The 23,387-nt window shown below is 75.0% G+C and carries 23 protein-coding genes; 12 read left to right on the top strand and 11 right to left on the bottom strand.

The genetic code is table 11. The features are described from left to right. Positions 1-12 precede the first annotated feature (12 nt). Both ACH4SE_RS33635 and ACH4SE_RS33630 read left to right on the top strand, forming a co-directional pair. Positions 13-1,173, top strand: coding sequence for an acyl-CoA dehydrogenase family protein (locus tag ACH4SE_RS33635; protein ID WP_398547353.1), 1,161 nt, complete (start codon positions 13-15; stop codon positions 1,171-1,173). Positions 1,174-1,307: 134 nt separating this feature from the next. Then, positions 1,308-1,940 carry a TetR/AcrR family transcriptional regulator gene (locus tag ACH4SE_RS33630; RefSeq protein WP_398547352.1) on the top strand — a complete coding sequence of 211 codons (633 nt, stop codon included), beginning with the start codon at positions 1,308-1,310 and terminating at the stop codon, positions 1,938-1,940. Here the strand turns inward: ACH4SE_RS33630 and ACH4SE_RS33625 are convergent. Together ACH4SE_RS33625 and ACH4SE_RS33620 are read right to left on the bottom strand one after the other, a co-directional pair. Next, positions 1,931-2,395, bottom strand: coding sequence for a MaoC family dehydratase (locus ACH4SE_RS33625; RefSeq protein WP_398547351.1), 465 nt, complete (start codon positions 2,393-2,395; stop codon positions 1,931-1,933). The two genes, ACH4SE_RS33630 and ACH4SE_RS33625, sit on opposite strands and share 10 nt — an antisense overlap. A gap of 98 nt (positions 2,396-2,493) precedes the next feature. Beyond that, entirely contained in the window at positions 2,494-3,642 is a 1,149-nt protein-coding gene (locus ACH4SE_RS33620) for an LLM class flavin-dependent oxidoreductase (RefSeq protein ID WP_398547350.1), read from the bottom strand. Positions 3,643-4,001: 359 nt separating this feature from the next. On the opposite strand from ACH4SE_RS33620, the gene ACH4SE_RS33615 reads away from it, so the two are divergent. From ACH4SE_RS33615 to ACH4SE_RS33605, 3 genes are all read left to right on the top strand, one after another. Continuing rightward, positions 4,002-4,769 carry a helix-turn-helix domain-containing protein gene (locus ACH4SE_RS33615; protein ID WP_398547407.1) on the top strand — a complete coding sequence of 256 codons (768 nt, stop codon included), beginning with the start codon at positions 4,002-4,004 and terminating at the stop codon, positions 4,767-4,769. 70 nt (positions 4,770-4,839) lie between these two features. Further along, positions 4,840-5,586: an SAM-dependent methyltransferase gene (locus ACH4SE_RS33610; RefSeq protein ID WP_398547349.1), complete on the top strand. Its 747-nt coding sequence runs from the start codon at positions 4,840-4,842 to the stop codon at positions 5,584-5,586. Between the two features lie 123 nt (positions 5,587-5,709). Beyond that, entirely contained in the window at positions 5,710-8,460 is a 2,751-nt protein-coding gene (locus ACH4SE_RS33605) for a penicillin acylase family protein (RefSeq protein ID WP_398547348.1), read from the top strand. 73 nt (positions 8,461-8,533) lie between these two features. On the opposite strand, the gene ACH4SE_RS33600 is transcribed toward ACH4SE_RS33605, so the two are convergent. Then, complete coding sequence (locus tag ACH4SE_RS33600; protein ID WP_398547347.1) at positions 8,534-9,796, bottom strand: serine-threonine protein kinase; 1,263 nt, start codon at positions 9,794-9,796, stop codon at positions 8,534-8,536. 286 nt (positions 9,797-10,082) lie between these two features. On the opposite strand from ACH4SE_RS33600, the gene ACH4SE_RS33595 reads away from it, so the two are divergent. The 4 genes from ACH4SE_RS33595 (at position 10,083) to ACH4SE_RS33580 (ending at position 14,236) form a co-directional block, all read left to right on the top strand. Beyond that, positions 10,083-10,880 carry an SDR family oxidoreductase gene (locus ACH4SE_RS33595; protein ID WP_398547346.1) on the top strand — a complete coding sequence of 266 codons (798 nt, stop codon included), beginning with the start codon at positions 10,083-10,085 and terminating at the stop codon, positions 10,878-10,880. Next, positions 10,877-12,532, top strand: a complete 1,656-nt coding sequence (locus ACH4SE_RS33590; protein WP_398547345.1) for a class I adenylate-forming enzyme family protein — start codon at positions 10,877-10,879, stop codon at positions 12,530-12,532. The genes ACH4SE_RS33595 and ACH4SE_RS33590 overlap by 4 nt, the downstream gene beginning before the upstream one ends. Before the next feature lie 71 nt (positions 12,533-12,603). Beyond that, the gene (locus tag ACH4SE_RS33585) at positions 12,604-13,236 is read left to right on the top strand and encodes a TetR/AcrR family transcriptional regulator (RefSeq protein WP_398547344.1); all 633 of its coding nucleotides are present in this window, start codon (positions 12,604-12,606) and stop codon (positions 13,234-13,236) included. A 19-nt stretch (positions 13,237-13,255) separates the two neighbouring features. After that, positions 13,256-14,236 (top strand): NADPH:quinone oxidoreductase family protein, encoded by a 981-nt coding sequence (locus tag ACH4SE_RS33580; protein WP_398547343.1) that lies wholly within the window; start codon positions 13,256-13,258, stop codon positions 14,234-14,236. Between the two features lie 58 nt (positions 14,237-14,294). Here the strand turns inward: ACH4SE_RS33580 and ACH4SE_RS33575 are convergent, their stop codons facing one another. Together ACH4SE_RS33575 and ACH4SE_RS33570 are read right to left on the bottom strand one after the other, a co-directional pair. Further along, on the bottom strand, positions 14,295-15,509 hold the full coding sequence (locus ACH4SE_RS33575) for an acyl-CoA dehydrogenase family protein (protein WP_398547342.1): 1,215 nt from the start codon (positions 15,507-15,509) through the stop codon (positions 14,295-14,297). Positions 15,510-15,514: 5 nt separating this feature from the next. Next, a complete protein-coding gene (locus tag ACH4SE_RS33570) occupies positions 15,515-16,591 on the bottom strand; it encodes a phosphotransferase family protein (RefSeq protein WP_398547341.1) in 1,077 nt (358 codons plus the stop codon). A 137-nt stretch (positions 16,592-16,728) separates the two neighbouring features. Between ACH4SE_RS33570 and ACH4SE_RS33565 the strand changes: the two genes are divergently transcribed. Next, the gene (locus ACH4SE_RS33565; protein WP_398547340.1) at positions 16,729-18,066 is read left to right on the top strand and encodes a glucarate dehydratase family protein; all 1,338 of its coding nucleotides are present in this window, start codon (positions 16,729-16,731) and stop codon (positions 18,064-18,066) included. Positions 18,067-18,120: 54 nt separating this feature from the next. Here the strand turns inward: ACH4SE_RS33565 and ACH4SE_RS33560 are convergent, their stop codons facing one another. The 5 genes from ACH4SE_RS33560 to ACH4SE_RS33540 form a co-directional block, all read right to left on the bottom strand. After that, positions 18,121-18,633, bottom strand: a complete 513-nt coding sequence (locus tag ACH4SE_RS33560; RefSeq protein WP_398547339.1) for a gluconokinase — start codon at positions 18,631-18,633, stop codon at positions 18,121-18,123. A gap of 120 nt (positions 18,634-18,753) precedes the next feature. After that, on the bottom strand, positions 18,754-19,080 hold the full coding sequence (locus tag ACH4SE_RS33555) for a DUF202 domain-containing protein (protein ID WP_398547338.1): 327 nt from the start codon (positions 19,078-19,080) through the stop codon (positions 18,754-18,756). Continuing rightward, positions 19,077-19,472: a YidH family protein gene (locus tag ACH4SE_RS33550; RefSeq protein ID WP_398547406.1), complete on the bottom strand. Its 396-nt coding sequence runs from the start codon at positions 19,470-19,472 to the stop codon at positions 19,077-19,079. The genes ACH4SE_RS33555 and ACH4SE_RS33550 overlap by 4 nt, the downstream gene beginning before the upstream one ends. A gap of 86 nt (positions 19,473-19,558) precedes the next feature. Further along, on the bottom strand, positions 19,559-19,717 hold the full coding sequence (locus ACH4SE_RS33545; RefSeq protein WP_398547337.1) for a hypothetical protein: 159 nt from the start codon (positions 19,715-19,717) through the stop codon (positions 19,559-19,561). Beyond that, a complete protein-coding gene (locus tag ACH4SE_RS33540) occupies positions 19,714-20,769 on the bottom strand; it encodes a hypothetical protein (protein ID WP_398547336.1) in 1,056 nt (351 codons plus the stop codon). Before ACH4SE_RS33540 ends, ACH4SE_RS33545 begins: the two co-directional genes overlap by 4 nt. A gap of 29 nt (positions 20,770-20,798) precedes the next feature. On the opposite strand from ACH4SE_RS33540, the gene ACH4SE_RS33535 reads away from it, so the two are divergent. Continuing rightward, a complete protein-coding gene (locus tag ACH4SE_RS33535; RefSeq protein WP_398547335.1) occupies positions 20,799-21,128 on the top strand; it encodes a hypothetical protein in 330 nt (109 codons plus the stop codon). A gap of 293 nt (positions 21,129-21,421) precedes the next feature. On the opposite strand, the gene ACH4SE_RS33530 is transcribed toward ACH4SE_RS33535, so the two are convergent. Then, positions 21,422-21,982 (bottom strand): NUDIX hydrolase, encoded by a 561-nt coding sequence (locus tag ACH4SE_RS33530; protein ID WP_398547334.1) that lies wholly within the window; start codon positions 21,980-21,982, stop codon positions 21,422-21,424. Positions 21,983-22,041: 59 nt separating this feature from the next. On the opposite strand from ACH4SE_RS33530, the gene ACH4SE_RS33525 reads away from it, so the two are divergent. Continuing rightward, positions 22,042-23,007, top strand: a complete 966-nt coding sequence (locus ACH4SE_RS33525; protein WP_398547333.1) for a pirin family protein — start codon at positions 22,042-22,044, stop codon at positions 23,005-23,007. The last annotated feature ends 380 nt before the right edge of the window (positions 23,008-23,387 follow it).

Genomic DNA, 23,387 nt, shown 5'->3' with positions numbered 1-23,387 from the left:
GGCGGGAGGGACATGGCCGTGACGTTCGGGCTGTCCGCGGAGCAGGCCGACACGAAGGCCCTGGCCAGGGATTTCGCCGAGCGGGAGATCATCCCCCACGCGGCGGCGTGGGACCGCGCCGAGGCCGTGGACCGGGCGATCGTCAAGAAGCTCGGCGCGGTCGGCTTCCTCGGCCTGACCATCGGCGAGGAGTACGGCGGTTCGGGCGGCGACCACCTGGCGTACTGCCTGGTCACCGAGGAGCTGGGGCGCGCGGACTCGTCCGTGCGGGGCATCGTGTCCGTCTCCCTCGGGCTCGTCGCCAAGTCCGTCGCGCACTGGGGGAGCCGGGCGCAGAAGGAGCAGTGGCTGCCCCGGCTCACCTCGGGCGACGCGATCGGCTGCTTCGGCCTCACCGAGCCCGGCACGGGCTCCGACGCGGCGAACCTGACCACCCGCGCCGTCCGGGACGGCGACGGCTACGTCATCACCGGCGCCAAGACGTTCATCACCAACGGCACCTGGGCCGACGTCGTCCTGCTCTTCGCCCGCACCGGCACCCCCGCCGACGGCCACCGCGGGGTGAGCGCCTTCCTGGTGCCGGCGGACACAAAGGGGCTGACCCGCCGGGAGATCCACGGCAAGCTCGGGCTGCGCGGCCAGGCGACCGCGGAGATCACGCTCGACGCTGTCCGCGTCCCCGCGGGCGCGCTGCTCGGGCCCGAGGGCAAGGGCTTCTCGGTCGCGATGTCGGCGCTGGCCAAGGGGCGGATGTCGGTCGCGGCGGGCTGCGTCGGCATCGCCCAGGCGTGCCTGGACGCGGCGGTCGGCTACGCGGGGCAGCGCGAGCAGTTCGGCGCGCCGATCGCGGGCCGCCAGCTCGTGCAGGAGCTGCTCGCCGACATCGCCGTGGACGTGTCGGCCGCGCGCCTGCTGACGTGGCAGGTCGCCGACCTCATCGACCGCGGGCAGCCCTTCGCGACCGAGTCGTCCGTCGCCAAGCTGCACGCGAGCGAGGCCGCGGTGCGCTGCGCGAACAACGCGCTCCAGGTCTTCGGCGGCTACGGCTACATCGACGAGTACCCGGTGGGCAAGCTGCTGCGCGACGCCCGCGTCATGACGCTGTACGAGGGCACGAGCCAGATCCACAAGCTGCTGATAGGCCGCTCCCTGACGGGGGTGTCCGCCTTCTGAGACCCGCCGGCACCGCTAAGCGCTTGCTCACCCGCCCGGGTAGGGTGTGACCCTGACAACCTGATGGCCGGCCCGGCCGGCGGGACGGGACACGGCGGACGGCCGTGCGGACAGGTCCGAGGAGCGTGCGAGCGATGAGTGCGGAGGCGGCAACCGGCGAGGCGTGGGAGGACGTCACCCCCGACGCCGCCAGGCGGCTGGTGATCGCCGCGGTGCAGGCGTTCGCCGAGCGCGGCTACCACGCGACGACCACCCGGGACATCGCCGGGCGGGCCGGGATGAGCCCCGCGGCGCTCTACATCCACTACAGGACCAAGGAAGAGCTGCTCTACCAGATCAGCAAGGTCGGCCACCTGCGCTCGCTCGCGATGCTGGGCCAGGCGCGCGACAGCGGCGGCAGCGCCGCCGACCGGCTCGCGTCGGCCGTCCACGCCTTCGTGCGCTGGCACGCCGAGCACCACACCACCGGGCGCGTCGTGCAGTACGAGCTGGGCGCGCTCGCCGAGGACCACTACGCCGAGATCGTCGTGCTGCGGCGGCAGAGCGAGGAGGCGATCCGCGCGATCATCGCCGACGGCGTGGCCGCCGGGGAGTTCGACGTGCCCGAGGTGCCGGGCACGACCCTCGCCGTGCTGTCGCTGTGCATCGACGTGGCCCGCTGGTTCAACCCCGCCGGGCGCCGCACGCCCGACGAGGTCGGCGCGCTGTACGCCGACCTCGTGCTGCGGATGGTGCGGGCGGACGGCCCGGAGCCGGCTCAGAGGTAGAAGCGCGCCACCGTCTCGGCCACGCACACCGGCTTCTCCCCGCCCTCGCGCTCGATCGTCACCCGGGTGACGACCTGGAAGCCGCCGCCGGCCTCCGAGACGTCGGCGATCACCGCTGTCGCGCGCAGCCGCGAGCCGACCGGCACGGGTGCCGGGAAACGCACCTTGTTCACGCCGTAGTTGACGCCCATGCGCACGCCCTCGACCCGGAAGAGCTGCGGCGTCAGCGACGGGATGAGCGAGAGCGTCAGGAAGCCGTGCGCGATGGTGCCGCCGAAGGGACCCTGCGCCGCCCGCCCGGGGTCGACGTGGATCCACTGGTGGTCGCCGGTGGCCTCGGCGAAGGCGTCGACGCGCTTCTGCTCGATCTCCAGCCAGTCCGTCCAGCCGAGCTGCTCACCGACGGCGGCCCGCAGCTCGTCGGGCGAGGCGAAGACGCGGGGCTGCTGGGACATGGGCGGGGCCTCCGGGCGGTGACGGGTGGTCGGGCTGGACGCTGGTGTGCCGCGGGTTTCCAAGCGCTTGCTCAGCATGGTTGCGGTGTACCGGGCTGTCAACGCCGCGCGCCACCCGGCGCGTCCGGTACGGCGACCACGGGCGGGTCGGCGGGGACCGAGGCGTCGAGCGCCGGGCGCAGCGCCGCGAGCCCTTCCAGCTGGCCCGGCAGCGCGGCCATGTCCGGCACCGCCGGGCGCAGCACCAGATGCCGCGCCCCCTGCGCGACGTAGCGGCCGAGCGTGTCCACGACGGCCTCGGGCGTGCCCGCCGCCAGGGCCTGGATCGACGCCATCTGCGCGAGCGGCAGCCCGTAGGTGGCCCGCGCGTACGCCTCCAGGGCCGCCTGCCCGCCGTCCGCCGCCCCGGTGAGCAGGACGTTCACGAACAGCGCCGGGCTGAAGGGCGCCGCCCCGCGCCCCGCCCGCGCCGCGGAGGCGCGGACGGCGGCGAGGCCCGCGCCGTAGTCCGCGGGATCGGGCGGGTAGGGCAGCCAGCCGTCGTAGAGGCGTCCCGTGCGGGCCAGCGCGGCGGGGGTGGCGCCGCCCAGCCAGACGGGCGGGCCGCCCGGCCGGAAGGTGCGGGTGCCGGGCGCGACGTCGTCGAACCGCAGCACCTCGCCGTGGTAGGTGACCGGGCCGTCGCCCGCCCACAGCCGCCGCCACAGCTCCACCGTCTCGTCCAGCCGCCGGAAGCGGCGCGGCCACGGCGTGCCGGCCATCGCGTAGACGGGCTGCCCGAAGCGTCCCGGGAAGCCCGCGCCGACGCCCAGCACCAGGCGTCCGCCCGACAGCAGGTCCACCGAGGCGATCGTCTGCGCGGCCTGCACGGGCGTGCGCAGCGCGGGCAGCAGCGCCCCCGTGCCGAGGGTGACGCGTTCCGTCACCGCGGCGAGCGCGGCGAGCGTGCTGAGGGCTTCGAGCCGCGGGGTGAGCAGCGAGTCGGTGACCCACAGCGAGTCGAAGCCGGCCCGCTCGGCCCGCACGCCGAAGGCGAGGACCTCCCGCGGGTCGGTCCCGGGGCCCCACTGCGCGGCGGTGCTGGGTACGAAGACGCCGAGCCGTACGGGCTCGGTGCGCGCCCCCTGCGGGCCGGGCACGGGGCCGGGCCCGTGGCCCGCTGCCCCCTCCGGTGGGCGGGACGCGGTGCTCGGAGCGGTTCCGGGGCTGCCGGGGGCGGGGTTCTCGCCGGTGGATACGCGTGTCATGCCGCCGATCGTCGGCAGCCGGGGCCTCTGCCCTCAATTCCCGGCAGGGAATGGCCGGTGCGACCGGGGCAGGGCTAGAAAGGACCTGTGGACAGCCCCTCACGACACCCTCTCCCCGCCGCCGCGGGCTCCCGGAAGCCGCTCTCCCGCGGCCGCGGAACGCCCCCCGGAGCGGCGGTCCCCGCGGCGGCCCGGCCGCCGCGGGCGCGCACGCCCTTCCGCGTACCGCCGCTCCGGCCGGGCCGCGCCACCCCGCGGGCGGCCGCCGGGAGGCGGCCGTGACCGCCGCGCCGGGCACCGGCACCGTCGGACGTGCGGGCGGCCGCCCGCGGGGTGGCGCGGCCCTCCCCTCCGCCGGCCTGACCTTCTCCGAGGCGCTGCGCGCCAGCCGCACCCGGCGGCGGCTGAGCCAGCTGGAGCTGGCGCTGCGCGCCGGGACCACACAGCGCCACATCAGCTTCATCGAGAACGGCCGCTCCACGCCGGGGCGCGCGCTCGTCGCCCGGATCGCCGACTCGCTCGCGCTGCCGCTGCGCGAGCGCAACGGGCTGCTGCTCGCCGCCGGTTACGCGCCCGTGCACCCGCAGCGCGACCTCGCCGACCCCGCGCTCGCCCCGGCCCTGGAGGCGCTGGACCACATCCTGACCGGCCACCTGCCCTACCCCGCCATCGTCGTCGACCGCTACGGTGACCTGGTCGGCTCCAACTCCGCCTTCGGCGTGATGACGGAGGGCTCGGACCCCGCGCTCCTCGGCCCGCGGGCCAACATCCTGCGGCTGGCGCTGCATCCGGCGGGCATGGCCCCGCGCATCCGCAACTTCCCGCAGTGGGCCCGGCACGTCATCGAGGCCCTGCGCGAGGAGCAGCGGCGCAATCCCGACGACCGGCTCGCGGCGCTGTACGACGAGCTGGCCGGGTACGTACCCGCGCCCGGTGAGGGGGCCGACGCCGCGCTCGGCTTCACGGTGCCCATGGAGCTGGACTCCGCCTCGCGCGGGCCACTGCGCCTCATGACGACCGTCGCGGTCTTCGCCACCGCCGCCGACGTCACCATCGCGGAGCTGAAACTGGAGGCCTTCCTGCCGGCCGACCGCGCCACCGCCGACGCCTTGCGGCAGGATTCCTGACGGGCCCGGCGAGCCGCGCCGGGCCCGTCACGCGACGCGAGACGCACGAGACCGAGGACCGAGGAACCGCATGAGCCTGCGCCATCACGAGATCGCCGAGTCCCGGCACCGCATCCTCAATCCGATCACCGAGGAGAAGCTGATGCTGCTCGGTGACGTCTGCCGGCTCGGCAAGGGGCAGCGGCAGCTCGATCTGGCCTGCGGCAAGGGCGAGATGCTGGTCCGCTGGGCGCAGCGGTACGGCACGAGCGGCACCGGCGTCGATCTCAGCGAGGTGTTCCTGACCGCGGCCCGCGAGCGGGCGGCCGAGCTCGGCGTCGCGGACGCGGTGGAGTTCGTCCGCGCGGACGCGGGCGCCTACCGGGCGGAGCCCGGCGCCTACGACGTCGTGTCGTGCGTCGGCGCGACGTGGATCGGCGGCGGTCTGGCCGGCACGATCGACCTGCTGCGGCCCGCGCTGCGGCCCGGCGGCCTGATGCTGATCGGCGAGCCGTACTGGAACGACCCCGCGCCCGCGGGCGCCCTGGAGGCGAACGGCGTGGCGCCGGACGACTTCACCTCGCTCGTCGGCACGCTGGACCGCTTCGAGTCCGCGGGCATGGAGCTGCTGGAGATGGTGCTGGCCGACGGCGACAGCTGGGACCGCTACGCCGCCGAGCAGTGGTTCGCGATCTCGGACTGGCTGCGCGAGCACCCGTCCGACCACCCCGACGCCGCCGACATGCGCGCGTTCCTCGCCCACGCCCGCCGCACCCACCTGGAGTGGAACCGCCGCTACCTGGGCTGGGGCGTCTTCGTGCTGCGCGCGGCCGGCTGAGGCCCGCACCGCACGTCCTGCGGCGGCGAGTTGTGCGGAAGTCGAAAAGCTGACGCATGTTCATCTTCCGGGTCGGGATAACCGGCGGTAACCTCCGCCCACCGGCTTCCGGAAGGAGCAGACATGCCGCTACGGACCCCACGACGGACCGGCAGCAAAGGCGTGCTCAGAACGGCCGCCGCGGGCGCCCTCCTGGCGCTCGCGGCGACCCTCGTGGCCCCCGCGCCGCCGTCCGCGCACGCCGCCGGCTCCGGCGACTACTGCGCGGGCCAGTGCGCCGACATCCTGCCGCCCGGCGAGAACGGCAACGCCACGCTCGCCGACATCCTCGCCAACAAGACGCTCGGCACCCGCCCCGCGCACACCGCCGACCAGCTCGGCCCGTACGCCGCCCTCGCCGACGGCTACCCCGCCCTCACCGACGCGACGATCACCAGGTTCTTCAACGACGCCTCCTTCGGTGTCCCCGCGAGCCAGGTGGCCTCGGTCAGCAGCCCGCGCTCCGACGTCACGATCACCCGCGACAGGGCCACCGGCGTCCCGCACATCAAGGGCACCACGCGCGCGGGCACCGAGTTCGGCGCCGGGTACGCGGCCGCGCAGGACCGGCTCTGGCTCATGGACCTCTTCCGGCACGTCGGGCGCGGCGAGCTGTCGTCCTTCGCCGGCGGGGCCGCCGCCAACCGCGGCCTGGAGCAGGAGTTCTGGCGCCAGGCCCCGTACACCGAGGCCGACCTCCAGGCGCAGATCGACTGGCTCTCCGCCAACGGCGGCACCCGCGGGCAGCAGGCGCTCGCCGACGCGCAGGCGTACGTCGACGGCATCAACGCCTACGTCACCGCCGCGAAGAACGGCCGCTACTTCCCCGGCGAGTACGTGCTGACCGGGCACGTCGACGCCCTCACCAACGCCGGCACCATCGAGCCCTTCCGGCTCACCGACCTCATCGCGCTGGCCTCCGTGGTCGGCGCGCTGTTCGGCACCGGGGGCGGCGGCGAGGTGCAGTCGGCGCTGTCGCTGCTGGCCGCGCAGCAGAAGTACGGCGTCACGGAGGGGACGAAGGTCTGGGAGTCCTTCCGCGAGCGCGACGACCCCGAGGCCACCTCGACCGTCCACGACGGCACCAGCTTCCCCTACGCGGGCAGGCCCGCCACCGCGCAGGGCGAAGCGCTGCCCGACCCCGGCTCCGTCACCGCGGAACCGCTCGTCCACGACGCGACCGGCGGCGCCCAGCTCACCACCACCGCGAGCCCGGGCGTGCTGCCCGGCACCCTCTTCTCCACCAGGAAGGGCATGTCCAACGCCCTCGTCGTGAGCGGCGCGCACACCGCGAGCGGCCACCCGGTGGCCGTCTTCGGCCCCCAGACCGGCTACTTCGCACCGCAGCTGCTCATGCTCCAGGAACTCCAGGGCCCCGGCATCAGCGCCCGCGGCGCCTCCTTCGCGGGCCTGGGCATGTACGTCGAGCTGGGCCGCGGCCAGGACTACGCCTGGAGCGCGACCTCCGCGTCCCAGGACGTCACCGACACCTACGCCGTCGAGCTGTGCCAGGACGCGACGCACTACCTCTTCCACGGCCAGTGCACCGCCATGGAGAAGCTGGAGCGCACCAACTCCTGGAAGCCCACGCTCGCCGACTCCACGGCGGCCGGCTCCTACCGCATGGAGATCTGGCGCACCGCCTACGGCCCGGTCGAATACCGCGCCACGGTGGGCGGCAAGCCCGTCGCCTACACGCAGCTGCGCAGCTCCTACCGCCACGAGGCCGACTCGATCATCGGTTTCCAGGAGCTGAACGACCCGGGGTTCGTCCACGACCCGGCGTCCTTCCAGGCCGCCGCGCAGGACATCAACTACACCTTCAACTGGTTCTACGCCGACTCGCAGCACACCGCGTACTACAACAGCGGCACCAACCCGGTGCGCGCCGCCGGTGTCGACGCGTCCTTCCCGGTGTGGGCGCAGGCCGCGTACGACTGGCGCGGCTGGGACGCGGCGGCCAACACCGCCTCCTACACCCCGCCCGCCCAGCACCCGCAGTCCGTCGACCAGGACTACTTCATCTCCTGGAACAACAAGCAGGCCCCGGGATACACCTCCGCGGGCTTCGGCAACGGCTCCGTGCACCGCGCCGACCTGCTGGAGGACCGCGTCAAGGCGCTCACCCGGGCCGGCGGGGTGACCCGGTCGGCGCTGGCCGCGGCGATGGACGACGCGGCGCTCACCGACCTGCGCGGCGAGGACGTGCTGCCCGACCTGCTCCAGGTCATCGCGGCCGCGCCCGTCACCGACCCGCAGGAGGCCGCGGCCGTACAGCAGCTGACGGCGTGGCAGGCGGCGGGTACCAGGCGGCACGAGTCCTCGCCGGGCTCGCACACGTACGCCGACGCGGACGCCGTACGGGTCATGGACGCGTGGTGGCCGCTGCTCGTGCAGGGCGAGTTCCAGCCCGGCCTCGGCAGTGACCTCTACACCGCGCTGACCGCCGACCTCACCGTCGACGAGTCGCCCTCCGCCGGGCACGGGCCGACGGGCTCGCACGCCGGAAGCGCCTTCCAGTACGGCTGGTGGAGCTATGTCGACAAGGACCTGCGCAGGGTGCTGGGGCAGCCGGTCGCCGGGCCGCTGGCGCAGTCCTACTGCGGCGGCGGACAGCTCGCCGCCTGCCGCGACATGCTGCTGAGCACCCTCAAGCAGGCCGCGGCGGTGCCGGCCACCACCGTCTACCCGGGCGACGACGGGTGCCCGGCGGGCGACCAGTGGTGCGCGGACTCCATCGTCCAGCGGCCGCTGGGCGGTGTCACCGACGACCGCATCAGCTGGCAGAACCGCCCGACCTACCAGCAGGTCGTGGAATTCCCCGCGCACCGCTGAACCGCAGCCGTACCGCGGCTGCGCCGTGGGGCCGGTCCTCCCGGGCCGGCCCCACCCGGCGGGCGCGCCCCGGCTACGCGATGAGCGCGCCCGCCCGCAGCACCAGGCGGGCCAGCTCCGGGTGGCAGATGTCGCTGTGGGCGCCGCACGGCGGGCCGCCGTGGCACACCGCCGCCGAGGCGTCGACGCTCACGCAGCCCGCGGGCGGGAAACCCTTGCCGAGGGCCGCCGCCAGGGGCAGCGCGGGGGAGGCCGGAAGGCCGTGGAAGCCGTCGTGGCCCAGCGCGCCCCAGCGCCCGTCGCCCAGCAGGGAGCGGTCGTCCCCGGACAGCCGGGAAGCCAGCGGGTAGAGGACGCCCAGCGCGGAGTCATGGCGGGAGTGCCCGGCCACCACCGGCCCGTGCACCCGGTGCTGCATCCCGTCGAGCGCGCCGCCGGGGGAGAAGGCGGAGTGCGAGAAGGCGCCCTGGAGCAGCGTGACCGAGGCGACGTTGTGCGCCGTGGCCGGCAGTCCGGCCAGGGCGAAGGCGACCAGCCGGGCGCCGAAGCTGTGCCCCACCAGATGCACCCGCGTCCAGGGCGCGCACTCCGCCAGCTGCCCGAGGAACGGCCCGAGCCCCGCCCTGCCGACCCTGCCGGCCCGGCCCTTCATCGCGAAGTACGTGGCCTGGCGCAGCATCTCGCGCGCCCCGGCCCAGATCTTCTTCCCCACGCCGCCCAGCAGGGCCTCCGCGTCGTCCTCGGGCCCGACCGTGGCGGCCAGCGCGTCGGCCAGCTCGCGGCACACCGCGTCCGGCTTGCCGGTGAAGAGCGCGGGCAGCGCGCCGCCCCCGGCGCCGCCGAAGTCCTGGGCCAGGGCCGCGGACACGGGCCCCGCGCCGGTCAGCGTGCGCACCAGCCCGGCGAACTCCTCCAGGGCCTCCGGCTCGTCGGGCTGCCGCCGCAGCAGCTCCGCGATCCGGTCGGCCTCCGCGTCGTGACCGGGCAGCACCCGTTTGAGGACCGCGATGTCGGCGCCGGAACCGGGCACGGTGACGTCGGCGATGCGCGGGAAGTCCGCGATCGGCTCGTCCGAGAAGCGCATGGAGGGCCAGTGCACCCCGGCGTACGCCGGACGCACGGCCGGGTAGGCGGCGAGCAGCCCGGGGAAGGGTGCGTAGAAGCGGTCGTAGAGGCGGCAGGCGCTGGACAGGTCGTTGTTCCAGCCGTGGGAGAAGAGCACCAGGTCGGTGTGGCCGGCGGCGTGTGCGAGGAGCGCGTCGCGCTGCTCCGGATCGGGATCACCTTCCGCGTCGAACGTCAGGTCCCAGTAGGGCTGCACGCTTTTCACGGTCATGGCTCGGCTCCCCCTCGCCCGTCCCGGATCACGGAAAGATCCGTGATTGTCCGCTCTGCGCCCATCATCCCGACATCCTGCCCGCCGCGTCCATCCCTCGGCCGGGTGAAACCCGGTCAATCCGGCGTGTCCTCCCAGGTCCTGGCCGTGGGTGTGCGGGTGGCCGCAGTGCGGGACGGCCGGGCCGGCGGGCGGCCCCGTCCGCCGCCGCCCCTTCCGCATTCAGTGACCGACCGCTTAGTATGCGCACGGGGGAGAGGCCGGGCGTCGAGTCGAGGGAGACACGATGGTGGTGGAAGCACTGCGCGGTGCGCGGGTGGTCGTCACGGGCGCGGGGGGCGGCATCGGTGCCGCGCTGGCGCGCGCCTTCGCGGCCGAGGGCGCCCGCGTGGCCGTCAACGACCTCGACGCGGACGCGGCCCGCGCGGTCGCCGGCGAGATCGGCGCCGCCGTCGTCGCCGGGGACGCCTCCGGGATCGTGCCCGCCGCCCGTACCGCCCTCGGCGGCGGCGTCGACGTCTTCTGCGCCAACGCCGGCGTCGCCACCGGCGGCGGTCCCGAGGCGGACGACGCCGCCTGGGAGCTGGCCTGGGACGTCAACGTGATGAGCCATGTCCGCGCCGCCCGCGCGCTGCTGCCGGAGTGGCTGGAGCGCGGCGGCGGGCGCTTCGTGTCGACCGTTTCGGCCGCCGGCCTGCTGACGATGATCGGCGCGGCCCCGTACTCGGTGACCAAGCACGGCGCCCTGGCCTTCGCCGAGTGGCTCTCGCTCACCTACCGCCACCGCGGCGTCCGGGTGCACGCCGTCTGCCCGCAGGGTGTGCGCACCGCGATGCTGGACGCCGCCGGGCCCGCCGGGGAGCTGGTGCTCGCGCCCACCGCCATCGAGCCGGAGGACGTCGCGCGCGCGGTGCTGGCCGGCATCGCCGAGGAGCGGTTCCTGATCCTTCCGCACCCCGAGGTCGCCGGCTACCACGCCGCGCGCGCCGCGGAACCGGAACGCTGGCTCCGCGGGATGAACCGGCTCCAGCGCGAGTACGAGGCGGCAACGGCGGCCCGCCCCGGGAAGGAGCGGAAGGCATGACCGGATACGCCGACCAGCCCTGGCTGCGGTTCTTCACCGACGAGCAGCGCGAGGACCGCGACTTCCCGCCGTCCGTGCTGCACGGCTTCCTCGCCCGCGCCGCCGAGCACCCCGGGCGGCGGGCGGTGGCGTACTTCGACGGCGCCCTGACCTACGGCGAGCTGGACGCCCTCTCCGACGGCCTGGCCCGCCACCTCGCCGGCCGCGGCTTCGCCCCCGGCGACCGGCTCGCCCTCCTGCTGCAGAATGTGCCGCAGTTCGTGGTGGCGCTGCTCGCGGCGTGGAAGGCGGGCGGCACGGCCGTGCCCGTCAACCCGATGTACAAGCGCGGGGAGCTGGCGCACATCCTCGACGACGCGGGCGCCGCCGCCCTGGTCTGCTCCGAACGCGCCTGGGCCGAGTACGTACGGGAGACCGTCGCGCAGTCGCCCGTGCGCATCGTGCTGACGGCCTGCGAGCGCGACCTCCAGACGCGGGACGACCCGCGCGTGCTCACCGCCCCCCGGATACCCGCCGACGACGCCCGGGACGTGCTCGACGCGGCCCGCGCCGCCGCCGGGCCGCGCCCGCACCTTCCCCTCCCGGCCGCCGCCGGCACCGCCCTGATCAGCTACACCTCGGGCACCAGCGGCCGGCCCAAGGGCGCGCTCAACACGCACGGCAACCTCTCCTTCAACGCCCACCGCCAGGTGCGCGTCCAGGCGCTGCCCGCCGACTCCGCGGTCTTCGCGCTGGCCCCGCTCTTCCACATCACCGGCATGGTGTGCGAGCTGTCCGCGGCGCTGGCCGGCGGCCACACCCTCGTGCTGGCCCACCGCTTCGAGCCCGGTGTCGTCCTCGACGCCTTCCGCGAGCACCGCCCCGCCTACACCGTCGGCCCCGCCACGGCCTACATGGCGCTGCTGGCCCGTCCCGACGCCACCGCGGAGGACTTCGCGTCCTTCCGCCTGATCTCCTCCGGCGGGGCCCCGCTGCCGCCCGCCGTCGTCGAGGCCTTCCGGGCCCGGGCCGGCGGCCTCTACCTCGCCAACGGCTACGGCCTGACCGAGTGCTCCGCCCCCTGCGCCAGCGTCCCGCCCGGCTACGAGGCCCCGGTGGACGCCGCGTCCGGCACACTCGCCGTCGGCGTGCCCGGCCCGGGCACCATGGTGCGGATCCTCGACGACGACGGCGCCGAGCTGCCCTTCGGCGAGCCGGGCGAGATCGCCGTCAGCGGCCCGATGGTCGTCCCCGGCTACTGGAACCAGCCGGAGGCCTCCCGCGCCGCCCTCCCCGGCGGCGAGCTGCGTACCGGCGACATCGGCTTCATGGACGCCGAGGGCTGGCTCTACGTCGTCGACCGCAAGAAGGACATGATCAACGCGTCCGGCTTCAAGGTGTGGCCGCGCGAGGTCGAGGACGTCCTCTACACCCACCCGGCGGTGCGCGAGGCCGCGGTCGTCGGCGTCCCCGATTCCTACCGCGGGGAGAGCGTCAAGGCGTACGTGAGCCTGCGTCCCGGCGCCGTCGCCGAGCCGTCCGAGATCGTCGCCCACTGCCGCGAGCGGCTGGCGGCCTACAAGTACCCGCGCGAGGTCGAGGTGCTGCCCGAGCTGCCGAAGACCGCCACGGGCAAGATCCTGCGCCGCGAGCTGAAGGCCGCGTCCGGATGAGCCCTTGACGGCCGGATAAGGTCCGTAGCGGCCGGAACGGCTCGACGGGGAGTACGAGGAAGGGGCAGGCGATGGCACGCGGGACCACGGGGGAAGGCGGCGGCACGGGGCGCTCGGAGGGCGGCCAGGCCGCGGCGGCGGTGCCCGAGCGGCTGCTCGCCGAGGCCACCCGGCTGTTCGCCGAGCGCGGCTACGACCGCACCTCCGTGCAGGAGATCGTGGAGGCCGCGGGCGTCACCAAGGGCGCGCTCTACCACTACTTCGGCTCCAAGGACGATCTGCTGCACGAGGTCTACGCCCGTGTGCTGCGGCTGCAGACCGAGCGGCTCGACGCCATCGCCTCCCGCGGCACCCCGGTGCCCGAGCGGCTCGCGGAGGCCGCGGCCGACGTCGTCGTCACCAGCATCGAGAACCTGGACGACACCAAGATCTTCTTCCGGTCGATGCACCAGCTGAGCCCGGAGAAGCAGAAGGCGGTACGGGCCGAACGCCGCCGCTACCACGAGCGCTTCCGCTCGCTCGTCGAGGAGGGACAGCGCGACGGCCACTTCCGGCCCGAGCTGCGGCCGGACCTGGTCGTCGACTTCTTCTTCGGCTCCGTGCACCACCTCGGCACCTGGTACCACGCGGACGGGCCGCTGTCCGCGCAGCAGGTGGCCGGCGAATTCTCCGACCTGCTGCTGCACTCGGTGCGGCGGTCCTGACCCCGACGGGAGCACCCGCGTGAAGGCATGGCGCGTCCACGGCAACGGCGAACCGCGCGAGGTGATGCGCCTCGACGACGTCCCGCAGCCCGAACCCGGCCCCGGCGAGGTGCGCCTGCGGGTGCGCGCCGCGGGTGTCAACTTCCCCGACGCGCTGCTGTGCCGGGGCCAGTACCAGATCCGCCCGCCGCTGCCCTTCACCCCCGGCGTGGAGATGTGCGGCGAGATCACGGCGCTCGGCCCGGGCGTCACGGGCCTTTCCGAGGGCGACCGCGTCATCAGCACCGCGGCCCTGCCCGGCGGCGCCTTCGCCGAACACGCCGTGGTGCCCGCGGCGGGCGTGCTGCCCGCGCCCGCGGCGCTGGACGACCCGGCCGCCGCGGTACTGCACATCGGCTACCAGACCGGCTGGTTCGGCCTGCACCGCCGCGCCGCCCTCCGCCCCGGCGAGACCCTGCTCGTGCACGCCGCTGCCGGGGGCGTCGGCAGCGCCGCCGTCCAGCTCGGCAAGGCCGCGGGCGCGTTCGTGATCGGCGTCGTCGGCGGGGCGGACAAGGCGGAGGCCGCCCGCGGGCTGGGCGCCGACCTGGTGGTCGACCGGCACACCGAGGACTTCGTGGCCGCCGTCAAGGAGGCCACCGGCGGCCGCGGCGCCGACGTCGTCTACGACCCGGTCGGCGGCGACGCCTACGCCCGTTCCACCAAGTGCGTCGCCTTCGAGGGCCGCATCGTCGTGGTGGGCTTCGCCGGAGGCACCGTCCAGGCCCCCGCCCTCAGCCACGCCCTGGTCAAGAACTACTCGATCCTGGGCCTGCACTGGGGCCTGTACGCCGCCCGCGACCCGGAGTCCGTGCGCGCCGCCCACGCGGAGCTCACCGCCCTCGCCGCGGCCGGCACCGTCCGCCCCCTCGTCGCCTCCCGCCCCCTGTCCGACGCCCCGGAGGCGGTGCAGTCCGTGGCGGACGGCCGTACGGTGGGCCGGCTGGCGCTGGTGCCGTAGCGCGCCCGGAACCGCGTGCGTGCCCCGGCCCGCTGCCGGGGCACGCACGTACGGCCCGTCAGGTGTGGCGGGCCAGCTCGCGGCGGGCCAGCGAGCGGCGGTGGACCTCGTCGGGCCCGTCCGCCAGGCGGAGGCTCCGGGCGCCGGCCCACAGGCGGGCGAGCGGGGAGTCCTGGGAGACGCCTGCGGCGCCGTGGGCCTGGATCGCGCGGTCGACGATCCGCTGGACCGTGCCGGGGGTGGCGATCTTGATGGCCTGGATCTCGGTGTGCGCGCCCTTGTTGCCCACGGTGTCCATCAGCCACGCCGTCTTGAGCACCAGCAGCCGCAGCTGCTCGATCTCGACGCGCGACTCGGCGATCCACTCCTGCACCACACCCTGCGCGGCCAGCGGCTTGCCGAAGGCGACCCGCCCGGCGACGCGGCGGCACATCAGCTCCAGGGCGCGCTCGGCCATGCCGATCAGCCGCATGCAGTGGTGGATCCGGCCGGGCCCCAACCGCGCCTGGGCGATGGCGAAACCGCCGCCCTCCTCGCCGATGAGGTTCGCCGCGGGCACCCGTACGTCGCGGAAGACGACCTCGGCATGGCCGCCGTGGTCGGCGTCGTCGTAGCCGAAGAGCCGCATGCCGCGGCGGATCTCCACACCGGGGGTGTCGCGGGGGACGAGGATCTGGCTCTGCTGGCGGTGCCGTTCGGCGGCCGGGTCCGTCTTGCCCATGACGATGAGGACGGCGCAGTCCGGGTTCATCGCCCCGGAGATGTACCACTTGCGGCCGTTGACGACGTAGCTGTCGCCGTCCCGCTCGATGCGGGTCTCGACGTTGGTCGCGTCCGACGAGGCGACGTCCGGCTCGGTCATGGCGAAGGCGGAGCGGATGTCGCCGGACAGCAGCGGCTCCAGCCACTCCTTGCGCTGCTCGGGGGTGCCGAACTCGGCGAGCACCTCCATGTTGCCGGTGTCCGGCGCGGCGCAGTTGAGGGCGGCCGGGGCCAGGAAGGGGCTGCGGCCGGTGAGTTCGGCCAGCGGGGCGTACTGCAGGTTGGTCAGGCCCGCGCCCAGGTCACCGGGCAGGAACAGGTTCCACAGGCCCTGCCGCCTCGCCTCGGCCTTCAGCTCCGCCACGACCGGCGGGACGCTCCAGTGCGCGTCCGGTGCCGCCTGCTCGTGCTGCGCGGCGAAGACGGCCTCGGCGGGGTACACGTGCTCGTCGAGGAAGGCGCCGAGCTTCGCGCGCAGCTCCTCGGTGCGGGCGTCGAAGGCGAAGTCCATCGTGCTCAGTCCTCCTGGTGCGTGGCGGTGGTCTGCGCCGCGGCCCGGGGGCGGCGGCGGATGGTACGCAGTCCGCGTTCGATGAAGAGCGGGACGACGGTGCCGATGCTGTCGAAGCCGGCGCCGAGGGTCTGGCCGAGCGTCCAGCGGTAGTGGATGCCTTCGAGGATGACCGCGAGTTTGAAGTACGCGAACGCGGTGTACCAGTCGACGTCCGACACGTCCCGTCCCGAGCGCCGCGCGTACCGCTCCACGACCTCGGCGGCGTCCGGGTGGCCGGGGGCGCCGGAGGCGGTGGGGACGGGGAAGCCGGGGATGTCGTGCTGCTCGCCGTACATCACCAGCAGGCCGAGGTCGGTGAGCGGGTCGCCGAGCGTCGACATCTCCCAGTCCAGGACGGCGGTGAGGCGGTCGCCGGCGTCGAAGAGGACGTTGTCGAGGCGGTAGTCGCCGTGCACGACGGCGGGTGCGGGGGAGTGCGGGAGCGAGCGGCCGAGCGCGCCGCGCAGCTCGTCGATGCCGGCCAGCTCGCGGCTGCGCGAGGCCTCCAGCTGCTTGCCCCAGCGGCGCAGCTGCCGGTCGAGGAAGCCCTCGGGTCGCCCGAAGTCCGCCAGGCCCACCGCGCCGGGCTCCACCGCGTGCAGGTCGACGAGGGTGTCGACGAGGGTCAGGGCCACGGCCCTGGTGCGCTCGGGCCCGAGCGCGGTCAGCTGGTCCTCGGTGCGGTAGGGGGTGCCGGGGACGAAGTCCATGACGTAGAAGGGCGCCCCGACGACCTCGGCGTCCTCGCACATCAGCACCGTGCCGGGCACCGGGACCGGGGTCGGGGCGAGCGCGCTGATCACCCGGTGCTCGCGGCCCATGTCGTGCGCCGTGGCCAGGACGTGGCCGAGCGGCGGGCGGCGGACGACCCAGGTGCCGGCTCCGTCGGTGACCCGGTAGGTGAGGTTGGAGCGGCCGCCCTGCACCAGCTCGGCCCGCAGGGGACCGGTCACGAGGCCGGGGCGGTGCTCGTCGAGGTGGCGGCGCAGCCGGTCGAGGTCCAGCCCGCGGGGGTGGTCGGTGTCGGTCGTACGGGTCATGAGCGAATCGTACCGACTGGTCGGTATGGGGTCCAGTTCCCGGGCGGGACGGGCACCGGGCGGTGCGTGCGCCGGACTCGCGCCGTGCTCCCGCCCGCGTTGACGGCTCACGCGCGGCCCGCATAAGCTGCGGATTCATGGGTGAACGTGATTCATATATACAGACTGCGGGTCCTGCCGGGCCCTCCACCGCGTTCACGATCGCCGAGGTGCGCCTGACCCCCATCCTCATCGCCGATCCGCCGCTGCTCAACACCCACGGCGTCCACCAGCCCCACACGCCCCGCCTCGTCGTCGAGATCGTCACCGCCGACGGTACGTCCGGCATCGGCGAGACCTACGGCGACACCCGCTACCTGAACCTCGCCGCCCCCCTCGCCGCCGCCCTGCCGGGCCACTCCGTCACCGACCTGAACGGCCTGTTCACGCTCGCCGAGCAGGTCTGCGGCGACGTCACCGGGACCTCCGACTCCGTGGCCGCCGGCGGCCTGCGCGGCGTCCAGACCGCCGACAAGCTGCGCCTGTCGGTCATCTCCGGCTTCGAGGTCGCCTGCCTCGACGCGCTCGGCAAGATCGTCGGCCTGCCCGTCCACGCCCTGCTCGGCGGCAAGGTCCGCGACACCGTCGACTACAGCGCCTACCTCTTCTACAAGCTCGACGGCCACCCGCAGGGCCAGGGCGAGCCCGACGACTGGGGCGCCGCCCTCGACCCGGCCGGCGTCGTCGCGCAGGCCCGCCGATTCGCCGCCACCCACGGCTTCGGCTCCTTCAAGCTCAAGGGCGGCGTCTTCCCGCCCGAGCAGGAGATCGCCGCGATCCGCGCGCTGGCCGACGCCTTCCCCGGCAGGCCGCTGCGCCTGGATCCCAACGGCGCCTGGTCGGCCGCGACCTCCCTGCACGTCGCCCGCGAACTCGCCGGCGTGCTGGAGTACCTGGAGGACCCGGCGGGCAGCACCGCCGAGATGGCCGAGGTGGCGCAGGGCACGGACGTGCCGCTCGCCACCAACATGTGCGTGACGACCTTCCAGGAGATCAAGGAGGCCTTCGCGCGCGACGCCGTCCAGGTGGTGCTGTCCGACCACCACTACTGGGGCGGGCTGCGCAACACCCAGCAGCTCGCGGCCGTCTGCCGCACCTTCGGGGTGGGCCTGTCCATGCACTCCAACACCCACCTGGGCATCAGCCTTGCCGCCATGACGCACGTCGCGGCCACCGTGCCCAACCTGGACTACGCGTGCGACTCGCACTACCCGTGGCAGACGGAGGACGTCATCACCGAGCGCCACGTCTTCACCGGCGGCGCCCTGACCGTCTCCGACCTGCCCGGCCTCGGCGTCGAACTGGACCGCGACGCCCTCGGGAAGCTGCACCGGCGGTGGCTGGACGACGACGGCACGATGCGCGACCGCGACGACGTCGCCGCGATGCGCAAGGCCGACCCCGCCTGGCGGGCCCCGAGCGTGCCGCGCTGGTGACGCGGCGGCCGCACGCCGTCAACGCCGCCGGGCGGCGGGTGCGGGCGGCGGCGGTCAGCGCGGCAGTACCGCGAGCGCCCGCTCGGTGATCTCCACGGGCCCGCCGTCCAGCGGCACGGCAGCCCCCGGCTCGTCGGCGTCCAGCGGCTCCAGCGCCCCGAACTGCGACCCGAGCAGCCCCGCGGGCATGAAGTGCCCCGTCCGCGCGGCCAGCCGGGCCGCGATCAGCTCCGGCGAGCCGTCCAGGTGCAGGAAGAAGACCCCGGACCCGGCGGCCCGCAGCCGGTCCCGGTAACGGCGGCGCAGCGCCGAGCAGCTCACGACCCCGCCCCGGTCGCCGCGCCCGGCGATCCACTCCGCTATCGCGTCCAGCCACGGCGCCCGGTCGGCGTCGTCCAGCGGCTGCCCCGCCGCCATCTTGGCGACGTTCGCGGCCGGGTGGAAGTCGTCGGCCTCCGCGTACTCCACGCCCAGCCGCTCCGCGAGCAGGCCCCCCACGGTCGACTTCCCGGAACCCGACACCCCCATGACCACGATCACCGTGCCCGCCGCGGCTCCAGCCACCATCGCCCGTGCCTCCCTCAGCCACCGATACGCCCACGGGCCGAACGCCACGCCCGGCCCCAGGCCCCGCGGCGTCCCGGCACCGGGCCACCCACGGATACTACGCACTCCCGTGCGCGGCCCTCACCACACCACCACGGCACCGAAGAGCGCGAGGGCGAGCATGCACGCCGCGACCGCCAGGGCGGTGGCGTGCGGGAGCAGCCGCGGGCGGGGGGCGACCAGCCGCTGGATGCGGTGGTGGGCGAGCCGGAGGAAGGCCAGGAAGACCAGGCCGGCGAGGCCCACGGTGAGGGTGACGTACCCGGCGCCGCCGTGCAGCGCCTGGCGCCCCGCCAGCACCGCGACGACCGCGCAGCTCAGCGTGGTGCGCCGCCACGCCAGGCGGGTGCGCTCCGGCTGGAGCCCGGGATCGCGGTCGGTCTCGACCGGCAGCCGCCGGGACGTCATCCGGCCCAGCCCGCGACCACCACACCGACCATCACCAGCGCGATCACCCCTATGAGCACCGCCAGCACCGCGGGGAAGCGGGAGACCGGCAGATCGGCGCCGCGGCGCATGGCCCGCTCGCACCGCACCCAGTGGTTGACCGCCCGCAGCGTGCACGCGACACCCCCGGCGAGCAGGGCCAGCGCGAAGGTCACCCGGGCCCCGTGCGTCAGGTGGTCGGTGAGGAACTGGTCGACGGCGAAACCGCCGCCGATCAGCGCGAGCGCGGTACGGATCCAGGCCAGGAAGGTCCGCTCGTTGGCGAGCGAGAACCGGTAGTCCGGGGTCTCGCCCTCCTCCTGGACCCGGGCCGGTGCGAACCACAGCCGGACCGCGTCACGCGCCCCGTCCAGCCGGTCGAATACGCTCACCCGTCCACACTAAGCGGTGCCGCCGCGGCCCACCCGCGGGCCCCGCCCCCGGCCGCCGTCGGCCCCGGTCACCTGCGGCGACGCTGCACCGCCGCGTACACCAGCACCACCAGGGCGACGACGAGCACGACCGACACCACGACGACCGCGGTGTGGTCGCCGCCACCCGAATCCCGGCGGGGGGCGATGTCGGCGAGCAGGACGGCGGCGGTGCTGGTCGTGGTCATGCGGTGCCTCCGGCGGCAGCGGTCGTAGTGGTCGGGGCGAGGCCGGGAGCGGCCTTCGGGCCCATGCCGAGGACGAGCATCAGCAGGACCGGGAATTCCAGGTAGGCGTGGTAGCTCGCGAGCGCCGAGTAGACCGAGGTGCCCTGGTCGTAGTCGCTCACGAACAGCGCGGCGAGCGCGGCGCCCGCGCCCAGGCCGAGCGCCCACGCCCGGCGGGCGCCGAGCACCGGCACCCGCTGCTCGAAGGCCGCGGTCGCGTCGGGTGCGTAGCGCGGCATGAACCACACCCACACCAGGTAGTGCATCAGCGCCATGAAGGCGAAGACGGTGACGAAGCGCAGCTCGGCGCCGCTGTGCAGCCACGCGGGCGGGGTGTACGCCGCCGACAGCCGCGCGGTCCAGCCCGAGCCGGCGCCCATCAGCGGGTCGAAGGCGCCGGCCAGGACGAGCGCCGGGATCACCAGCACCCAGCCCGTCTGCACCGCGCGGAAGAGCCGCCGGCCGCGGCCCATGCCGCGCGACCACTCCCACAGGAAGACCAGCGGCACCACGTTGTGCAGGTGCGTGAGGACCACGAAGTGGTAGGCGGGGAAACTCAGCGACGCCGTCGCCGCCGCGGCGATCAGCGCACCGGCCGCCGCCAGCACCCGCGGCCGGTGCCGCAGCGCGTGCGCGCACGCCACCGCGAGCAGCCCGTACGCGAGCAGGATCTCGCCGTCGCGGGTGGCGGCCGAGGCGGGCAGCACCCGGCACAGCACGATGCCGGTGATCAGCGCGGCCAGCAGCCGCAGGAAGGCTCCGTGCAGCACCTGCTCGAAGCGGCCCGCCATGTAGCGCAGCTCCAGCACGTTGTGCAGGATGCCCAGGCCCGCCAGCCCCACCACAGCGGTGCCCGCGGGCATCCGCAGCGAGACCGCCAGGACGGCCACCGTCAGCAGCGCGAACCCGGCGACCGGTCCGCCGCCCACCACGCGCGTCCCGTCGCTCCCGCGGATCCGGCCGCGGCCGGGCAGACCGCCCGCCGCCACCCCCGCACCGACCGCACTGGCCATGGCTTCCCTCCCCGTGACACGATCCCGCCGTGTCCTATCCCGCGGCCCTCGCCCTCACCGTGGCGACCGAGGTGCCCGTCTACGCGGCCGCGCTGACCGCCGCGTCCCGGACCCCACCAGGGCGTACGGCGGCCGCCGCCGTGATCGTCAACTGTGTGACGCACCCGCTGCTGTGGTGGTTCCTCCGCGGTGTGCCGTCCGGTGCCTACTGGCCCGCCCTCGCAGCGGCCGAGACCGCGGTGGTGCTGGCCGAGGGGTGGCTGGCGGCGCGTCTGCTGCGGCTGCGGGGGCCCGAGCCGTACGCGGCCTCGACGGCGGCGAACGCGGTGTCGGTACTGGCGGGCCTGCTGCTGCTCTGAGGGGCGGGAAGACCCCGAGCCCGAGCCCGAGCCCGCCGTCCGCGCCCGGCGCCCGCTGCCCGAGCCCGCCGTCCGCGCCCGCCGCTCGCAGTCCGCCGCCCGCGCCCGCTGCCCGAGCCCGCAGCCCGCTGCCCGAGCCCGCCGCTCGCAGTCCGCCGCTCGCTGCCCGAGCCCGCTGCCCGCGCCCGCTGCCCGAGCCCGCTGCCCGCGCCCGCCGCTCGCCGCTCGCCGGAGCCGCCGGGCGCACGACGTGCGGGCCCGCGCCCGTCCGCCGGCGCCGCTCCGGCCGCTGCTCAGTCCCGTCCGGGGTGCTCCGCGCGCCAGGCCTGCAGCCGGCGCCAGGCCTCCAGGCCGTCCGGCACCCACTGCCACTCCGTGAGGCGCCTTTCCAGCTCCTCGCGCGTCAGGAAGCCGTGCCAGGCGACCTCCTCGGGCTGCGGCGCCACCGGCAGGTCGCAGCGCACCTGGTAGACGGCGGACCACCAGCTGTGCGCGCCGTCCTCGTAGAGGAAGCGGAAGAGCGGCTCGGGCCGCGGCAGCCCGCTGACGCCGAGCTCCTCCTCGGCCTCGCGGTGCGCGGCGTCGTCGTAGGACTCGCCCGTGCCCAGCACACCGCCCACGAACAGGTCGTGGAGAGAGGGGAAGACCAGCTTCTGCGCGGTGCGGCGGTGCACGAACACCCGCCCGGCGCCGTCCGTCACCAGCACGAAGGCGGCCCGGTGCCGCAGGCCGCGGGCGTACGCCTCCGCGCGCCGCGCCCGGCCGACGACCACGTCGTGCTCGTCGACGATGTCGATGACCTCGTCCGCGGACAGCCCGCCCGCGCCCCCGCCCCCCTGCATGCCTTCGTCCATGCGGCGATTCAACCACCCGCTCCCGCGCCCGGGCGGGCGGCCCGGTGCATGATCGGCGTATGAGCAACCTCGACGTGAAGCCCGCCCCCACCGTCTGCGGCGGCCGCCAGGACGTCTCCGCCGCCCCCGTCCACGAACTGCTCACCGCCCGCACCGTGCCGCTCGGCGAGAGCACGCAGGTGCGCAGGCTGCTGCCGAACCTGGGCCGCCGCATGGTCGGCGCCTGGTGCTTCGTCGACCACTACGGGCCCGACGACATCGCCCAGGAGCCCGGCATGCAGGTGCCGCCGCACCCGCACACCGGCCTGCAGACCGTCAGCTGGCTGCACGAGGGCGAGGTGCTGCACCGCGACAGCCTCGGCAGCAAGCAGACAGTACGCCCGCGCGAGCTGGGCCTGATGACCTCCGGCCGCGGCATCTCCCACTCCGAGGAGTCCCCGCGCGACCACGCCCGCTACCTGCACGGCGCCCAGCTGTGGGTCGCCCTCCCCGGCACCCGCCTGGACATCCCGCCCGCCTTCGAGCACCACCCGGAGCTGCCCGCCGTCACCGGCGGCGGCTTGCACGCCACCGTCATCCTCGGCGAACTCGACGGCACCGTCTCGCCCGGCACCACCCACACCCCGATCGTCGGCGCCGACCTCACCCTCCCCGAGGGCACCCGGGCCCGCCTCCCCCTCCAGCCCGACTTCGAGTACGCCGTCCTCGCCATGTCCGGCTCCGCCGACGTCGACGGCGTCCGCGTGACCCCCGGCTCGATGCTCTACCTCGGCGCGGGCCGCACCGAACTCCCCCTCCACGCCGCCACCGACAGCTCCCTGATGCTCCTGGGCGGCGAGCCCTTCGCCGAACGCATCGTCATGTTCTGGAACTTCGTCGGCAGGTCAGGTGAGGACATCGTAGAGGCCCGCGAGGCCTGGCGCACCGGCACCCGCTTCGGCGAGGTCCACGGCTACGCGGGCCCCCGCCTGGAGGCCCCCGCCCTGCCGACGACGCCCTTGAAGCCGCGGGGGCGGGTGCGCTGAGCTGGGCGTCTGCCAGCCCCGCGCGGTTGCCGCCGGGGGGCCGGCCCGATGCTCCGGGCCCCCGGGAAGGCTGCCCTGGGCCAGCGCCACCGCCGGCGCGGGCCGGGTTCGGAGGGCTTCGGCGACGCCCTTGCGTGACGGGCTCTGACCAGGTGTTCCAGGATCGACTTCTGGGGGGGGCAGCGTTTCTCCGTCAGGTTGAGCAGCAGTCGTTGATCTTCCGGCTTCGAGATGTTCGCGAGTTCTGACAGCACTCGGCGCGTCGTCGTTCCCTCGGGAGGCTTTAGACCGTGTCCTATGTGGTGAGGCGGAGGAGGCGTTTGTAGCAGCAGAGGGCGGCGGCGAGTCCGAGGAAGGCCAGGTAGTTACGGGGATGGCGC

Origin of the sequence: Streptomyces sp. NPDC020983, assembly GCF_044333485.1 — a bacterium.
In the GTDB taxonomy this organism is placed as follows: domain Bacteria; phylum Actinomycetota; class Actinomycetes; order Streptomycetales; family Streptomycetaceae; genus Actinacidiphila.
The sequence above is the reverse complement of the archived record's forward strand: the minus strand, read 5'-3'. Positions and strand labels throughout refer to the sequence as shown.

Bases quoted from the DNA above. Each gene is read 5' to 3' on its own strand.
- ACH4SE_RS33635 (WP_398547353.1), top strand. From the start codon at position 13: ATGGCCGTGACGTTCGGGCTGTCCGCGGAGCAGGCCGACACGAAGGCC.
- ACH4SE_RS33575 (WP_398547342.1), bottom strand. From the start codon at position 15,509: ATGGACTTCGCCTTCGACGCCCGCACCGAGGAGCTGCGCGCGAAGCTC.
- ACH4SE_RS33630 (WP_398547352.1), top strand. From the start codon at position 1,308: ATGAGTGCGGAGGCGGCAACCGGCGAGGCGTGGGAGGACGTCACCCCC.
- ACH4SE_RS33625 (WP_398547351.1), bottom strand. From the start codon at position 2,395: ATGTCCCAGCAGCCCCGCGTCTTCGCCTCGCCCGACGAGCTGCGGGCC.
- ACH4SE_RS33610 (WP_398547349.1), top strand. From the start codon at position 4,840: ATGAGCCTGCGCCATCACGAGATCGCCGAGTCCCGGCACCGCATCCTC.
- ACH4SE_RS33540 (WP_398547336.1), bottom strand. From the start codon at position 20,769: ATGGCCAGTGCGGTCGGTGCGGGGGTGGCGGCGGGCGGTCTGCCCGGC.
- ACH4SE_RS33525 (WP_398547333.1), top strand. From the start codon at position 22,042: ATGAGCAACCTCGACGTGAAGCCCGCCCCCACCGTCTGCGGCGGCCGC.
- ACH4SE_RS33555 (WP_398547338.1), bottom strand. From the start codon at position 19,080: ATGACGTCCCGGCGGCTGCCGGTCGAGACCGACCGCGATCCCGGGCTC.
- ACH4SE_RS33570 (WP_398547341.1), bottom strand. From the start codon at position 16,591: ATGACCCGTACGACCGACACCGACCACCCCCGCGGGCTGGACCTCGAC.
- ACH4SE_RS33620 (WP_398547350.1), bottom strand. From the start codon at position 3,642: ATGACACGCGTATCCACCGGCGAGAACCCCGCCCCCGGCAGCCCCGGA.
- ACH4SE_RS33605 (WP_398547348.1), top strand. From the start codon at position 5,710: ATGCCGCTACGGACCCCACGACGGACCGGCAGCAAAGGCGTGCTCAGA.
- ACH4SE_RS33565 (WP_398547340.1), top strand. From the start codon at position 16,729: ATGGGTGAACGTGATTCATATATACAGACTGCGGGTCCTGCCGGGCCC.
- ACH4SE_RS33585 (WP_398547344.1), top strand. From the start codon at position 12,604: ATGGCACGCGGGACCACGGGGGAAGGCGGCGGCACGGGGCGCTCGGAG.
- ACH4SE_RS33595 (WP_398547346.1), top strand. From the start codon at position 10,083: ATGGTGGTGGAAGCACTGCGCGGTGCGCGGGTGGTCGTCACGGGCGCG.
- ACH4SE_RS33590 (WP_398547345.1), top strand. From the start codon at position 10,877: ATGACCGGATACGCCGACCAGCCCTGGCTGCGGTTCTTCACCGACGAG.
- ACH4SE_RS33530 (WP_398547334.1), bottom strand. From the start codon at position 21,982: ATGGACGAAGGCATGCAGGGGGGCGGGGGCGCGGGCGGGCTGTCCGCG.
- ACH4SE_RS33600 (WP_398547347.1), bottom strand. From the start codon at position 9,796: ATGACCGTGAAAAGCGTGCAGCCCTACTGGGACCTGACGTTCGACGCG.
- ACH4SE_RS33560 (WP_398547339.1), bottom strand. From the start codon at position 18,633: ATGGTGGCTGGAGCCGCGGCGGGCACGGTGATCGTGGTCATGGGGGTG.
- ACH4SE_RS33545 (WP_398547337.1), bottom strand. From the start codon at position 19,717: ATGACCACGACCAGCACCGCCGCCGTCCTGCTCGCCGACATCGCCCCC.